This window comes from Pedobacter immunditicola (assembly GCF_037482985.1).
Taxonomy (GTDB): domain Bacteria; phylum Bacteroidota; class Bacteroidia; order Sphingobacteriales; family Sphingobacteriaceae; genus Pedobacter; species Pedobacter immunditicola.
On sequence record NZ_JBBHKC010000005.1, the window covers coordinates 353,296 to 367,555 of the forward strand.

General features: G+C 40.3%; 13 protein-coding genes. 9 read left to right on the top strand and 4 right to left on the bottom strand.

Going from position 1 to position 14,260, the window contains the following annotated elements:
* The first annotated feature begins 528 nt into the window (after window positions 1-528).
* From WG905_RS11040 to WG905_RS11050, 3 genes are all read left to right on the top strand, one after another.
* Window positions 529-1,401 (top strand): hypothetical protein, encoded by an 873-nt coding sequence (locus tag WG905_RS11040; RefSeq protein ID WP_339591769.1) that lies wholly within the window; start codon window positions 529-531, stop codon window positions 1,399-1,401.
* A 109-nt stretch (window positions 1,402-1,510) separates the two neighbouring features.
* Window positions 1,511-1,951, top strand: coding sequence for a hypothetical protein (locus WG905_RS11045; protein WP_339591770.1), 441 nt, complete (start codon window positions 1,511-1,513; stop codon window positions 1,949-1,951).
* Between the two features lie 123 nt (window positions 1,952-2,074).
* Window positions 2,075-3,067, top strand: coding sequence for a RagB/SusD family nutrient uptake outer membrane protein (locus tag WG905_RS11050; protein WP_339591771.1), 993 nt, complete (start codon window positions 2,075-2,077; stop codon window positions 3,065-3,067).
* Here WG905_RS11050 and WG905_RS11055 read toward each other — a convergent pair.
* The gene (locus WG905_RS11055; RefSeq protein WP_339591772.1) at window positions 3,064-3,483 is read right to left on the bottom strand and encodes a Dabb family protein; all 420 of its coding nucleotides are present in this window, start codon (window positions 3,481-3,483) and stop codon (window positions 3,064-3,066) included. The two genes, WG905_RS11050 and WG905_RS11055, sit on opposite strands and share 4 nt — an antisense overlap.
* 233 nt (window positions 3,484-3,716) lie before the next feature.
* On the opposite strand from WG905_RS11055, the gene mnmL reads away from it, so the two are divergent.
* Entirely contained in the window at window positions 3,717-4,664 is a 948-nt protein-coding gene (mnmL, locus tag WG905_RS11060; RefSeq protein WP_339591773.1) for a tRNA modification radical SAM protein MnmL/YtqA, read from the top strand.
* Between the two features lie 12 nt (window positions 4,665-4,676).
* Here the strand turns inward: mnmL and WG905_RS11065 are convergent, their stop codons facing one another.
* Window positions 4,677-5,150, bottom strand: a complete 474-nt coding sequence (locus WG905_RS11065) for an SRPBCC family protein (RefSeq protein WP_339591774.1) — start codon at window positions 5,148-5,150, stop codon at window positions 4,677-4,679.
* 253 nt (window positions 5,151-5,403) lie between these two features.
* Between WG905_RS11065 and WG905_RS11070 the strand changes: the two genes are divergently transcribed.
* A complete protein-coding gene (locus tag WG905_RS11070; RefSeq protein WP_339591775.1) occupies window positions 5,404-6,792 on the top strand; it encodes an ammonium transporter in 1,389 nt (462 codons plus the stop codon).
* A 59-nt stretch (window positions 6,793-6,851) separates the two neighbouring features.
* Entirely contained in the window at window positions 6,852-7,889 is a 1,038-nt protein-coding gene (locus WG905_RS11075; RefSeq protein WP_339591776.1) for an outer membrane beta-barrel protein, read from the top strand.
* Between the two features lie 19 nt (window positions 7,890-7,908).
* On the opposite strand, the gene WG905_RS11080 is transcribed toward WG905_RS11075, so the two are convergent.
* Window positions 7,909-8,382, bottom strand: a complete 474-nt coding sequence (locus WG905_RS11080; protein WP_339591777.1) for a ribonuclease H-like YkuK family protein — start codon at window positions 8,380-8,382, stop codon at window positions 7,909-7,911.
* Between the two features lie 168 nt (window positions 8,383-8,550).
* On the opposite strand from WG905_RS11080, the gene WG905_RS11085 reads away from it, so the two are divergent.
* Complete coding sequence (locus WG905_RS11085) at window positions 8,551-10,734, top strand: bifunctional alpha,alpha-trehalose-phosphate synthase (UDP-forming)/trehalose-phosphatase (protein WP_339591778.1); 2,184 nt, start codon at window positions 8,551-8,553, stop codon at window positions 10,732-10,734.
* Window positions 10,735-10,803: 69 nt separating this feature from the next.
* On the opposite strand, the gene WG905_RS11090 is transcribed toward WG905_RS11085, so the two are convergent.
* Window positions 10,804-12,585, bottom strand: a complete 1,782-nt coding sequence (locus WG905_RS11090) for a glycoside hydrolase family 15 protein (RefSeq protein ID WP_339591779.1) — start codon at window positions 12,583-12,585, stop codon at window positions 10,804-10,806.
* 97 nt (window positions 12,586-12,682) lie between these two features.
* On the opposite strand from WG905_RS11090, the gene WG905_RS11095 reads away from it, so the two are divergent.
* Both WG905_RS11095 and WG905_RS11100 read left to right on the top strand, forming a co-directional pair.
* Window positions 12,683-12,901: a hypothetical protein gene (locus WG905_RS11095; RefSeq protein WP_339591780.1), complete on the top strand. Its 219-nt coding sequence runs from the start codon at window positions 12,683-12,685 to the stop codon at window positions 12,899-12,901.
* 51 nt (window positions 12,902-12,952) lie between these two features.
* A complete protein-coding gene (locus tag WG905_RS11100; RefSeq protein ID WP_339591781.1) occupies window positions 12,953-14,260 on the top strand; it encodes a DEAD/DEAH box helicase in 1,308 nt (435 codons plus the stop codon).

Genomic DNA, 14,260 nt, shown 5'->3' on the forward strand with positions numbered 1-14,260 from the left:
TTTTTTCTGTTGATGCTTTGATCACCCGGTATTTAAAAGTCGAATTTATAAATACTATGCCCATTTTAAAAGCATAATCTTCAAGTTGAAAGCCGATATAGCAGTGATTTCCCGTGCTTTTTAGTTCGTGCGCTGAATTTTGTCCTAAAAAGTTCAGGGTTTCGGCAAGATAATACCACCATACTTTTGTCGTTTTTTAAAAGAAAAAAAGGAGGGATTAGTGTATAGAATAATTTACCTTACTGATGAATCTGTTTATAGAACCTATTCTTCTGATAATTACCAGCTGATTGCAGATCAGCATTTGAATTTGAAAAGATGCGGTTTTAAAATTATTTGTATTGTTGACTACAAGTACAATGTTATTCTAAATAAATGTCCCGATTTTAAAGTCCACTTCTCTCAGATTGAAAAATTTATTCTCTAGTAAAAAAATATCCACGGATCTTTTTCTTATGCGGAGTAATTGACACAGAATGAACTTTTGTTTCGTTAATATTACCTTATGTCAAGTATTAATCACTGGTTATGAGAATTGCAAGCTTATCAATAATTTTGCTGTTGCTAATAAATTCTTGTGCCAGGCAAGCTCCCAATAATTTAGCAGATTCAACGGAAGGTTCAGGAAGGGAGATCTATATCAATTCCATTGATTATTTTCCTGAAACTGCAGAATTTTATGTTGCCCTGAATGTGAAGCAAGGTGTAGAATTTGATTGGGATAAAGTTACAGCACTGACTGATTCCATCACTTACCAAGATGATGAAACTGTAAGAAGGAGGTTGCCCATGTCAATTGCCAGGCAGTATTTCGATACTAACCTGTTGGATACCCTGGATGTCTTCAGTCATTTACATAAAAGAATTTCCGGCGTTAATCTGACACGAGTGGAGTACTATGAGCCGACTATGGAGAACTACTTTATTGCGGTATTTAAAGCTGGAAAACAAGTTAAAATTGATAATGAGCCATATTATTGTACAAGTCCGACAAAAGAGTCAAGGCGCAGTCTTTCTTCCGAATATATTGCCGATACTTTACTTACGGCCAGGCTTAAAAAGGAACTAAATATTAAATCCATTTACCATTGGGTACCAAAACATGTGCAAGTGAAAGGAAGTCAAAATCTCTACTCCATTTTTTCTTTCCAGGAGCAGTCAGGGAATGTGTCTTACCTTACGGAACTAAACGGAAATAAGTTGAATTTACTTTATAAGCAGACTGATGAATATTCCTTTTGGGATATTTTACCGCTTCCTTTATACCAGCATAGTAAACCTATACTTTTAATTACCATGGCGGTCCCAGATACGGATAGTAGTCTTGAATATGTTCCCTTTGTTTTTGATGGAACAAAGTATGTCCCGTTTTATAATAACCGGGTAAACTTAACTAAATGAGGCTCATGGAAGTAAAATCAGCTCCTGGGTTTGTACTTATCTTGATGGCGATGGCTGTTGGAAGTTGGTCTTTCATACTTTACCAATTGATACAGTTTCAAACCAGCAATTGGAGGGGAGAGGCAACTCGATTGATTATGACAATAAAAAAGTCTTAGAAAGTACTGGCTGGGAAAAGGTATATGTTCCAAAAATTACGACAGGCAGTTCAAAAGATATTAGCCTATTAGAAAAGGATTTAAACATCATCACATCCTTAACAATTAAAGAAAAGACTTACGAGTTTGAAGAAGGAAAAGTCCTGACAGATTATCTGAAAATAGAATTGATAGACAAAACAATTTTTGATTCGAAGAAGGCTACTGCAGTAGATTTTCTGCTGGTTGACACCACCCTAATTTATAAGAAAATTGGGGTGATCGAATTGCCTACCGCTAATGGAATAAAGAAATTTATAGATAAGCCCCAGGTGGAAATATCAGGATTAAAGTTATTGCCCCGGATAGTTAGTTTTCATCACATTGTGCGATGGTTTGAATTTTATCACTAGACTTTAAAAGTCTGCGTGTAAAATTATTTCACATTTATTTTTCTTTTACTAAACTTGGTTTTTGTTATTGTAAAAACTCCTTCGTAAATTAATGATACCTCATTAACGCTTTAGTTGATTCCCATGAATTTAAGAGTCATAACCTGCCTTGTGATATCGCTTGTTCTTTGTGTGGCGGGCTGTCAGCGAACTTTTATTCCTTCCTCTAATACTGATCCACTCGCAATAGATCCACAGTTTCAAAAAATGGGGATAGAAAACTCCATAAGCCTGGCTTACCACAGCTTGACTTCTCCAGCTGCAAACTGGAACTTTGTAGAATTAAACTCAAGCGATACTTACAGGGATAAGGATACTTTCCATGTTTTAAACAGTCAAATAGCTATAGGGCAAAAAAAGCTGGCCTGTTTGGAGGGGATTGGCCATGTAAATGATGCCATCCGGTTAATGAACAGATTTAAAGTTGATGAGGATGATTTAGCTAGACTGCAAATGGCTGAACTGCGGTTTTTACGAGGTCATTTCAGCTTTGAACTACAAAGAATTGCTGATGTGACGACTTTTATGGAACAAAGCCAGGTTAGACAATCATGGTCACAAATAGAGGCAGATTTCAAAGCTGCCGCAACCTCCTTGCCAGATAGTGGTTCTCGCCAGCCCGGTATGCCCGGTCGTTTTGCTGCCTGGGCTTATTTAGCTAAGACTTACATTTATCAGAAGAAATGGACGGAAGCGATTAAGGCTGCAGATGAGGTAATCCACAAAGGTGGCTATAGTTTAATGGCCGACTTTGCCGATGTCTTTCTTCCTGAAAATGAAAACAACCCTGAAATTGTATTCGCTATACAGTATGTTGATGAGGAAGCGGATGTCGGGCATTTCTATGTAATCCGTTATCCTGATGTATTGTTATGGCGGGCAGAAGCGGCAATTGAGCTTGCAGATTATGAAACTGGTCGCCAGCTGATTAATCAGGTTAGCCGCAGGGCGAGGGATGGCAGAAAAAATCAAAAAGCCGGCCTTGTCGCGTCTTACAAAATTGAGGAGTACTCCACGCTTTTTGATTGTTATGAATGTGCTATTGATGTGCTCAACGATGAAAGAAGATTATATTAAGCTTCTGCAATGTCATATACAACCACTTTTTCCCAGAGGTGACTGCAGTTTTTAATGAACTCCAGGTGGATAGGGTGTGTTTGATAAGCGGCCTGTCCTTCCAGGTTTTCGAAAAACATCAACTCCGAAACACCCCAGCTGTGGTCTACAACATCACGTTTTTCTGTATCTGCAACTATACCTACATGCAGCGCTTTAATCGTTTCGATTTTATTTAATGTTTTTACGCCTGCCACCAGTTGATCACGATCTGCCTTAGATCCCGGGTTTTTCATCCAGAAAAACACATGATGTACGACAGGATATTTGTTTCCCGATTGAATTGCCGGTATTGTCGATATTGCTGCGGTTGCAGCGGTTCCTGCAGCCATTAATGCGGCAGTTCCAATAAATTTTCTTCGGTTTGTTTTGTCCATAATAATCGGTTTTAGTTTTTAAAAATAAGCATTTTCTAAGCTAATGAATCATTGTTTAGAGATTTTTTACCGGTAACCATCATCAGCTTGTAGCTTAAAAATAACTATAAACCTTGCCTGCTAGTTCTTAAACACAATTAATAATGGTAATAAACTCCTGAAGAATAAGCATTGAAATGTTGCAGCCGTCAGGGTTGGATTTTTTTGTGTAATTTTGCAAAAAAGAAAAGCCATTGGGAACGCCATTAGATTTAGGGATAAAGGGATATAATAATTACGGAACGCATCTTAAAGAAAAGTATGCAGGGCAAAGGGTATTCAAAGTTATTGTGGACGGTGGTTTTACCTGCCCAAACCGTGATGGAAGCAAAGGTTACGGAGGTTGTACCTATTGTAACGTGGATTCCTTTACGCCTGAGCTTTCCCGTAAATTACCCACCATCCGCGAACAGTTGGAGCAGGGTATGGTACGTGGTAAAAACTTTTATAAGGCAGATAAATTCATTGTTTATTTCCAGCCCAATACCAATACTTATGCACCCGTACATTATCTGAAGATGATGTATGATGAAGCGCTTTCTATCAATCCGCAGGATGTAGTGGGCTTTTCTGTCGGCACGCGCCCTGACTGCATTGATGCAGAAAAGGTTGCCTTACTGGAAAGCTATGCTGATCGTTTTGATGTGGACCTGGAGATGGGTATGGAATCTATCTATGATGAGACGCTGGAAAAAATTAACCGTGGCTGTAGTCATGGGGAGTTTGTTGCAGCGGTACAGCTGCTGGAAAATTCAAAGCTTGACCTTTGTGTTCATACCATTTTTGGTTTTCCATGGGAAACGGAAGAAATGATGCTGGGGTATATTCATGAGATTAACCGTTTTCCGCAAATTAAGTTTGTGAAATTTCATCACCTCCATATCGTAGAGGGATCTATAATGGGGGCAAAATATAAGAAAGAGCCATTCAAACTGTTCTCTCTGGAAGAATATACGGATCTATTATGTAAATTGATTCCTTTATTGCGTCCTGATATCGTTATTCAGCGTTTATTTGGTATTTCTGACTGGGATTTATTGATTGCACCAAACTGGGGGCTTAATAAATCAGCCATTCAGACTTATATTGATAAGGAAATTGAACGCAGGGGTGTTGTGCAGGGTTCTGCGTACGCCTTGTAGTGCATTTCTAGCTTATCTATTTATTTCTCCGAAAATTTCCGTCACTTTCTGTTTCCTGAAAGAAAAAATCTCCTCGAGCTTGTTTTCAACAAACAGGGCGTTTGCGGTCTGCCCGAAAATTCCAAAGGGTAGTCCGTAGGTCAGGATATCATCCATCTGCACGCCGCCCGCTATTACGCTAAAATGATGCTGGTGGTGCCAGAACTTATAGGGGCCAAATCGCTGCTCATCAATAAAATACACTTCTTCTTTTACCTGGGTGATTTCTGTCATCCAGTTCAGTTTAATGCCCAGCAAAGGCGTTATCTTATAGGTGATGATCATTCCCGGATACATCTTTTGATGTTCCTTGAGTCCTGAAGTGACTGTGAATGCCATTTCGGCCGGCGTAATCTTGGCGAGGTTCAATGGGGAGGAAAAAAAATCCCAGGCTTCTTTCAATGATACAGGTAACTGCTGACTAAAAGTCAAATGGTAAGCTTTCATGAGATAAAGATACAAATTTGAGGATGATCTGTGGTATTCCATCTATTTTAGTGATTTAGCTAAGAAATGTCTATAATAATTCTATATTTTTTATTGTTTTCAATTTATTGCATATAAATAATTCACTTTTGATTGAAATTAAAGATGAAATAGTAAAATTATTTGAAAATAAATTGGAAAACGTTGATTTTTTATTCCTAGTTTTATAAAAAGAATCAAATCATAAAGATATTAACCTTTAAAAATCAACAAAATGAAGACTATCCCTCTAAAACAGTATGCGCCATTCGCAATTCTGACAATTGTGGCCATTGTGGCGCTATTTATTCCGCTTTCACCTAATTTTGATAAAGGTGAGTACAATGCAGCTGATATTGCTTGGATGCTTGCTGCTACTGCCCTGGTGTTTTTAATGACCCCAGGGCTTGCTTTTTTTTACGGTGGCATGGTGCATCGCAAAAATGTTTTATCAACAATGATAAAAAGTGTGGTTGCTGCTGGCATCATCACTGTTCTATGGGTAACTGTTGGCTTTAGCCTAGCTTTTGGAGAAAGTATCAATGGAATTATCGGTAGTCCTTCAACTTTTGCCTTTTTTCAGCATGTCAACTCTGGTAATCCATGGGCAGGTGCACCAACTATTCCATTAACGTTGTTTGCGTTGTTCCAATTGATGTTTGCTATTATTACGCCCGGGCTTGTAGTCGGCGCTGTTGCAGAGCGGATTCGTTTTACCTCTTATATCTTATTTATTGTCTTGTTCGCTATTTTTATTTACTCCCCTTTAGCTCACTGGACCTGGCATCCTGACGGATTTTTGTTTAAAATGGGTGTGCTTGATTTTGCCGGGGGCACAGTGGTACATATTTCTGCCGGTATGGCTGCTCTTGCTGGTGCTTTAGTGCTGAAACGCAGAAAGGTGCATGAGGATCATAAGGAAATACCTCCTGCAAATATTCCCTATGTTTTAATAGGTACAGGTTTACTATGGTTCGGATGGTTTGGTTTTAATGCTGGCTCTGCCTTAGGTGCTAACAGTTTGGCGGTTTCTGCCTTCGCCACCACTAATATTGCTGCAGGTGCTGCCGGCCTTTCCTGGATGTTTTTTGATGTGCTCCGTGGTAAAAAACCGTCTGTATTAGGGTTTTGCATTGGTGCTGTAGTCGGTTTGGTGGCCATAACGCCAGGTGCTGGTTTTGTTTCTATCCCCTCTGCCATATTTATTGGTGGCGCTGCGGCAGTTGTATCTAACCTTGTGGTGGTATGGAAATCAAAAACAAGCCTTGATGATACCTTGGATGTATTCCCTTGTCACGGTGTCGGCGGTATTGTAGGGATGTTGCTAACCGGTGTATTTGCCACAAAAACTGTAAATGCTGCCGGTGCCGACGGCCTATTTTACGGAAACCCGGATTTCTTTATTACCCAGCTAAAAGGCGCCGTGATCGTGGTCTTGTTCAGTTTTGCGATGGCCTACCTTGTTTTTAAAGTAATTAACCTTATACAGCCTATCCGTGTAACCTCTGAGGAAGAGGAAGCAGGATTAGATGCAAGTCAACACAACGAAAAATACTACCAGGGAACTTTAGTGGTTTTGGAAACCGGATTGGAATATGACCGCGAAACCGCCACTATAAAATAACTGATGAGACCACCAGAATAATGTAAAACCTATGTTTTAAACCTTTTAACCCTCTTCCTATGAAAACCAAAGCTTTGCTGTTGCTTTCTACAATGGCCCTTGTTAAGACTTCCTATGCTCAGGAACCTGAAAATACTCCCTTACAGATTTCGGGCTCGGTGGACACCTATTACAAATATGATTTTCAAAAGCAGCCAAACATTGGGACAAGCTTTGCGAATGATCATAATTCTCTATCGCTGGGCATGATTGATATTGCCTTAAAGAAAACAACCGGCAAAGCCTCTTTTGTCGGTGAGGTATCTTTCGGGCCCCGGGGACAATCCCAGAGTTTGCTTAATGGTGATGGTACTGATGCCAATAGTAACAACACCTTCAATCTGCAAAACCTTGCTATTGCTTATGCGTTCACAGATAAGTTTACCATGACTGCAGGTTTTATGGGGACGTTTGTTGGTTATGAGGTGATTTCGCCCGTAGGGAATTTCAATTACTCTACTTCTTATCTGTTCTCGGCAGGCCCTTTCCAAAATGCGGGAATTAAAGGTACTTATACCTTTTCTTCCAAAGTAAGCCTGATGCTGGGTATGTTTGATGACTGGAATGTATATAAGGACCTCAATGGTATCTCACATTTTGGTGCACAGTTAGGTCTTTTCCCTGTGGAGGGCTGGTCTGCTTACTTCAATGTTTTAACCGGGAAAAATCAGGGGGCTGTAAGTGACGGTGCTTTGTTTGACTTGACTACTGCTTACCAGGTTTCTGAAAAGGTTAAACTGGGTTTAAATGCAGCCGACTACAGTTTAGCTGACGATAATGGCGGTTATAGCGGTGCGGCTGTTTACCTGCAGAACGCCTTTACCAAAGGTTTTGCCTTGGGCCTGCGGGGTGAGTATTTCAAAACCAAGGCTGTAGGCACTGTAGCCGGTGAAAGTTTTAAGTCTGTTACCTTATCAGGGAATTTGAAAACAGGGGGGCTCACCCTGATTCCTGAGTTCAGGTTTGATAACAGGGGAGAGGACTTATTTCTGAAATCCGATCTATCCCCTACAGCTAATGCATCACAATTCTCTTTAGCTGCCGTCTATGCGTTTTAATATAGAAAAAGCACCTTCGTTAATGAACCATTTTATCTGCACAAGTGGAGCTGGCAAAAGCCTCAGGCTTGGCTTTGAAAATAAATCCCATACTTAGAATGTAACCCATCGCCTCGTTTAGTGCTTTGTTTGATTTAAACATGGGGTTGGTGTTGATGTCTGCGTGGACTTCAAGATCAACATCATATAAATCAAGCAAATCACAAATCGAGTAGGCGGTCTCTATAGACTTTTGAACCTCCAGCAGCATTCTTTCCTTGATGCTCATCTGTTGACTGGTCTTCTCTTGGTGGATATACATAAATCCGCCATGATGCTCCCTTACTAAAACAATCACAGTTGCAAAATCTGTTATTGCGCCTTTTACCTGGGAATCTGTACCGATGCAAACCTTTAAACGATAGCCTTTCTCAGTTTCCTGAATGATGGCTTTTTCAATTTCTTCTACAAGTGAGGAGTGAACAACCTCCCCGCTAAATTTTCTCCAGGTCATACTATGTTGTTTTAAGTTAGGGATTAAGATTTAGTTCATTAAATTTAACTGGATAATTTGGTAAATGTTGATTTTTTTTTCACTTTAATTGTTATAAATCAATATGTTGCAAAAAAGATCAACTTTCTGAAAAAACAAAATTGTGAATAGGGAGTTGTTTAAGTCGATATGATGATCAATAAAACTATAATAGTATCAAACCGTTTACCCGTAAAAATTACAGAAAGAGATGGGAAATATGTCCTAAGTCCGAGTGAGGGAGGCCTTGCTACAGGGTTAGGATCTGTATATAAAGAGGGAAACAATGTCTGGATCGGATGGCCCGGAATTGAAGTGCCACCGGAGCGGCAGGATGAAGTAAAGCAGCAATTAGCTCACTTGAATTTGATTCCTGTATTTTTAACGCAGGAGGAAATCAATTTATACTATGAAGGTTTTTCTAACGAAGTTCTTTGGCCTGTATTTCATTACCTGGTTACTTATGCACATTATGAACAGGAATATTGGGATTTTTATAAGCGTGTTAATGCTAAGTTCAGGGATATTGTGGAAGAAAACCTGTTAGAAGGTGATACGGTATGGGTGCATGACTACCAGTTATTACTTTTGCCGGGCTTAATAAGGGAAATACAGCCTTTTGTGACCATCGGCTTTTTTCAACACATTCCTTTTCCTTCCTATGAGATTTTCAGGCTGATTCCTTGGCGCGAAGAGATCATTAATGGAGTCATAGGCGCCGACCTTGTCGGTTTCCATACTTTTGATGATGTAAGACACTTTCTAAGCACAACAACCAGGCTTACTGCGGCAAAATCATCGAATAACATCATTACCTATAATGAGCGGCAAATTGTTGTGGAAGCTTTTCCAATGGGCATCGACGATGTCAAGTTTGAGCAGTTAAGTAACCGAAAAGCGGTTAAAGCGCATGTAGAATCTTTTAAGAAAGATAGAAATAATGAGCTATTTATACTTTCAATAGACCGGCTGGATTACAGCAAGGGCATTATACAGCGATTGCAGGCTTATGAATTGCTATTGCAGACCCATCCTGAAAATATCGGGCAAGTTGCCTTGTACATGGTTGTAGTTCCATCAAGAGACACGGTGCCTCAATATAAAGAGTTGCGGGATCATATTGACCAGATGGTGGGTAATATCAATGCCCGTTTCAGAACGATGGACTGGCTGCCCATACATTATTTTTACAGGTCTTTTTCGGTTGAATTTTTATCTGCTTTATATTGTGCAGCAGATGTATGCCTGGTTACTCCGATGCGCGATGGTATGAACCTGGTCAGTAAGGAGTATGTGGCTTCAAGAACTGATAATACCGGTGTATTGATTTTAAGTGAAATGGCTGGTGCCTCTAAAGAGTTGAATGATGCACTATTGGTTAACCCCAATAACGTTGGTGATGTGATGCGTGCCATTGTTATGGCTAAAGAAATGTCATTGGAAGAGCAGAAAGCCAGGATGAGCAGCATGCGGGAGGTGGTGAGAAAATACAACATACACCTTTGGGTTAAAAACTTTATCGCCAAATTGATGGAGGTAAAAGAGATGCAGCAGTCGCTGCTAGCCAAACACGCCTCTGATATAGTGAGGGAAAAGATGGCTGAAGATTACCTTGTGAGTAATGACCGCTATATTTTTCTTGATTATGATGGCACTTTGGTTGGCTTTAACAGTGTCATCGACAAGGCTTCCCCTGATCCTGAATTATATGAGCTGCTGAATAAGTTAACCAGTGATCCTGATAATCATGTGGTGCTGATCAGTGGCAGGAAACATGAAACGCTGGATCAATGGTTCGGTCATTTAAAAGTCGGGATGATTGCTGAACACGGTGCCTGGCAAAAGTACCTTGATGGAGAATGGCGAAGCTTACCTTTACTGACAGATCAATGGAAGCAAGAAGTGAGGACTGTGCTTGAAAGATATACTGATCGCACACCCGGTTCTTTTATTGAAGATAAAAGCTATTCTTTGGTTTGGCATTACCGTAGAGTGGAGCAGGGGCTTGGTGAGTTGAGGGTGAATGAAATTATTAATCACTTAAGGTTAATTGTTGCTGACAAAGGTTTGCAGCTGATGCCGGGTAATAAGGTGCTTGAAATTAAAAATATTGAAGTAAATAAAGGCAAGGCTGCCCAAAATTGGCTTTACGATAAGGATGCTGATTTCATTCTTGCACTTGGCGATGATCATACCGATGAGGATATTTTTAAGGCATTGCCTGAATCTGCTTATACCATTAAAGTAGGAAGCAATATCTCTGCTGCAAAATACTTTGTTAGAAATCCAAAAGAAGTGCGGCTGGTGTTAAAGGAGTTGGTGCAGTTAAATTAAGTAAAGGCCAATGCGACCAATGACAATGCTCATCAAACATTGTCATTGGTAATTAATTGCAGCATGACGTTACAGAAATATTGGCCTGTCCAGTTTAATAGCAATTCGATGCGCAGCATTCATTAAACCCACATGGCTATAAGCTTGGGGGAAATTCCCCCACTGGCTGCCATCATTTTCATCGATATCTTCACTAAACAATTGCAGGTGGTTGCCATATTGTATCAGGGATTCAAATTCACGGATAGCGTCATCGGTCCTCCCTACGCAAGCCAGCGCTTCCACGTACCAAAAAGCACAGATTAAGAAAGTCGTTTTTGGCTTTCCAAAATCATCGCTGTGTTTATAGCGGTAAAAAAGACCGTTTTTAGCTTTTAATTCCTTTTCTAAGGCAATCAGGTGATCTTTTGCCCGCTGAGAATTCGGATCAAGGTAGTTCATCAGAATAAGCTGCAGCGTGCTGGCATCAAGGTGTTCACTGCCCACCGCATGGTTATATACCTTGCGAACCGGATCATAACAAGCTTCGATATGTGCTGCAGCTTTGTCGATCAGGATCTGCGCACGCTCTTCAAAGCCAGAGTCACCTATGGTTTTAGCCATTTTTAGTGCCGCTTTAGCCCCTGCCCACTGGAACAGATTGGTATAGCAATGTATATTGGCAATGTTCCGGAACTCCCAGATGCCCGCGTCCTTTTCATCGATGGTACGTTCAATTTTCAATAGCAGGAAGTTCAGCCACTTTCCTGAATCCTGTCTTTCAGCATACACAAAGCGGCTGTCATTATACAAAGGTAGCATGGAGACCAGCACTTGCCCGTAAATGTCATTTTGAATATGTTCAAATGCCTGGTTGCCAACCCTTACCGGTTGTTCGCCCATATAGCCTTCTACGTGCTCGAGGATGCGCTCCGTTAAAACTCTTTCTCCCGCTATACCAAATAAAGGTTGATACCGGGTGTCGTCACGAAAAGAAATATCTGTGATATAAGTAAAATACTTTTCCATTTCCTCAAAATGACCGATGTGGTTCAGTGCGGTAATGACATAATAAGTGTCCCGCATCCAGCAGAAGCGATAATCCCAATTACGCGTACTTCCCGGGGATTCAGGCAAACTGGTTGTACTAGCGGCAATTATCGCACCGGTATCTTCGTACTGATGTATTTTCAATGCCAATGCGGAGCGGATCACCAATGGTTGGTAAAAGCCTGCAATAGTGGAATGTTTAATCCAGGTTCGCCAGTATTGTTTGGTATTGCTCAAAAATTGTTCTGCTGTTTGTTCTATGGTGGCTTCAAGTCGGTAACCGAAAGTCAGGATCAGGTATTTGGGCTCGTTGAGGGCAAAATACCGCTCGTCTTCCAGGTAACTTAATGAAATATTGGTGCTGAGCTGCATGTTCTCTTCACCACTTTCAAATAAAATATGATTACTTCCGCGGCTGCTATGGAAGGTACGCTCGCCATAATCATATACAGGCCTGCATTTTACTTTGATGCGTGGGTTGCCCTCAAGTACTTCAATTTTCCGGATCAGCATCAACGGCTTGTAATAACGTTCATATTGTCTGAACCTTGGCGCGTAATCGGTAATCCTGTAAGTGCCCTCAGTATTGCTGATCTCAGTACATAAAATATTAGTGTTTTCCAGGTAGTATTGTTTGGATTCATAGGTGCCATGCGGGCGGATAGAAAACTCGCCGCCGGTTTCTGTTCCAAGTAAACTACCGAAGACAAAGGAACTGTCAAATCGTGGCCAGCAAAGCCAGTCTACATTCGTGTTTTTATTGATGTGAGCTAGGTATGCGCAGTTGCCGATAATGCCGGTCTGGTAGGTGTGTCTCTCCATTTAAAATAATAATGATATATTTATTAGAACAATATAAATAGGTTTTTGTTGTATGATGAAGTTGTTATTATAAATTCACTAAAAGAAATTTAAGGCGATGAAGGCGGAATTATTGAACGAATTTTACTTACTGCAACAAAGCAGATCTAATGCCAAATACCTGGATGTCTTGGATGAAAAGGTTTATATGCCAGTCAAAAAGGCCAACCACAGGGTAGTAAATTGGATGAACACTCGGGGCTTAATGCTGATGAAACTGGAAAGTACCATGCACCGTCAGGTTAGAAGATTTAAGAAGAAATATTTTAGGTTTTAATCCTAAATTTTTTCTAAAACTGAAATGGCTTAATTACCTTATCTTTGCCTCATGACGGTAGAAAAGATATTGGGTAATTTAAAAATAGCTTCCTTAAATGAGATGCAGATAGCAGCGATTGCCGCAGCCAAGAAAGGAAGTGATGTGTTGTTACTCGCCCCCACAGGTTCAGGTAAAACACTGGCTTTTTTATTGCCCATATTTATGCAGCTTGATGCTGCGGCAAAAGGTGTTCAGGCACTAATCATGGTGCCCTCTCGTGAACTTGCCCTTCAGATTGAACAGGTATTTAAACAAATGTCTACTGGCTATAAAGTTAATTGCTGTTATGGCGGACATGCCGTTAAAACTGAACGTAATAACTTCGAAGAACCTCCGGCAGTGCTAGTGGGTACACCAGGACGAATTGCTTATCACCTAAGACATCAGAATTTTGACGAGTCAGGCATTAAAACCTTAGTACTCGATGAATTCGATAAAGCGCTTGAGTTTGGTTTCCAGGAAGATATGGCCTTCATCATCAGTCATTTGCTTTCCCTAAAACAACGTTTCCTAACTTCTGCTACCGCTATGGAAGAACTGCCTGCATTTACAGGCGTGAAGAATGCCGTAGAAATTAATTTTCTAAAAGATAGTAAGTCTGTGCCGGATCTGAAATTGAAAAAAGTGCAGACGCAGGCTGAAGATAAACTGGTTACCTTGTTTAACCTTATTTGTAAAATTGGTGATAAAACCACCCTGATCTTTTGCAACCACAGAGAAACTGTAGACCGCATCAGCGACCTCCTGATTGATAAAGACCTTGCTCATGATATTTTTCACGGTGGGATGGAGCAGGATGAACGTGAACGTGCATTATTGAAATTTAGAAATGGCAGTATAAAAATGCTGATTACCACTGATCTTGCTTCCCGTGGTTTGGATATTCCGGAGATAGAATGCATCATTCATTACCAGCTGCCTTATACAGCTGATGCTTTTGTCCACCGTAACGGCAGGACTGCTCGTATGAATGCCAAGGGCACTGCCTACTTATTATTGACGGATGAGGAAAAATATCCTTTCCTGCGTGATGATATGGAAATTGAAAAACTTGATGGAAGGTATGCCTTACCTAAAGATAGTCAGTGGCAAACCTTGTACATCGCTGCGGGTAAAAAAGATAAAGTTAACAAAATTGATGTGGTAGGACTTTTGCTTAAAAAAGGCGGGTTACAGAAAGAGGATGTTGGGTTAATAGAAATTAAGGATCAAAGTTCTTATGTCGCTGTAAAACGTAAAATGGTTGGTAAGGTGCTTTCTGCATTAGCCAATGAAAAGATCAAAAATAAAAAAGTAAAAATTGAGGTAGCACTTTAA

What these genes read in the sequence shown, in the direction of transcription:
- WG905_RS11040 (WP_339591769.1), top strand. Translation starts at nt 529, where the DNA reads ATGAGAATTGCAAGCTTATCAATAATTTTGCTGTTGCTAATAAATTCT.
- WG905_RS11050 (WP_339591771.1), top strand. Translation starts at nt 2,075, where the DNA reads ATGAATTTAAGAGTCATAACCTGCCTTGTGATATCGCTTGTTCTTTGT.
- WG905_RS11055 (WP_339591772.1), bottom strand. Translation starts at nt 3,483, where the DNA reads ATGGACAAAACAAACCGAAGAAAATTTATTGGAACTGCCGCATTAATG.
- WG905_RS11065 (WP_339591774.1), bottom strand. Translation starts at nt 5,150, where the DNA reads ATGAAAGCTTACCATTTGACTTTTAGTCAGCAGTTACCTGTATCATTG.
- WG905_RS11070 (WP_339591775.1), top strand. Translation starts at nt 5,404, where the DNA reads ATGAAGACTATCCCTCTAAAACAGTATGCGCCATTCGCAATTCTGACA.
- WG905_RS11075 (WP_339591776.1), top strand. Translation starts at nt 6,852, where the DNA reads ATGAAAACCAAAGCTTTGCTGTTGCTTTCTACAATGGCCCTTGTTAAG.
- WG905_RS11080 (WP_339591777.1), bottom strand. Translation starts at nt 8,382, where the DNA reads ATGACCTGGAGAAAATTTAGCGGGGAGGTTGTTCACTCCTCACTTGTA.
- WG905_RS11085 (WP_339591778.1), top strand. Translation starts at nt 8,551, where the DNA reads ATGATGATCAATAAAACTATAATAGTATCAAACCGTTTACCCGTAAAA.
- WG905_RS11090 (WP_339591779.1), bottom strand. Translation starts at nt 12,585, where the DNA reads ATGGAGAGACACACCTACCAGACCGGCATTATCGGCAACTGCGCATAC.
- WG905_RS11095 (WP_339591780.1), top strand. Translation starts at nt 12,683, where the DNA reads ATGAAGGCGGAATTATTGAACGAATTTTACTTACTGCAACAAAGCAGA.
- WG905_RS11100 (WP_339591781.1), top strand. Translation starts at nt 12,953, where the DNA reads ATGACGGTAGAAAAGATATTGGGTAATTTAAAAATAGCTTCCTTAAAT.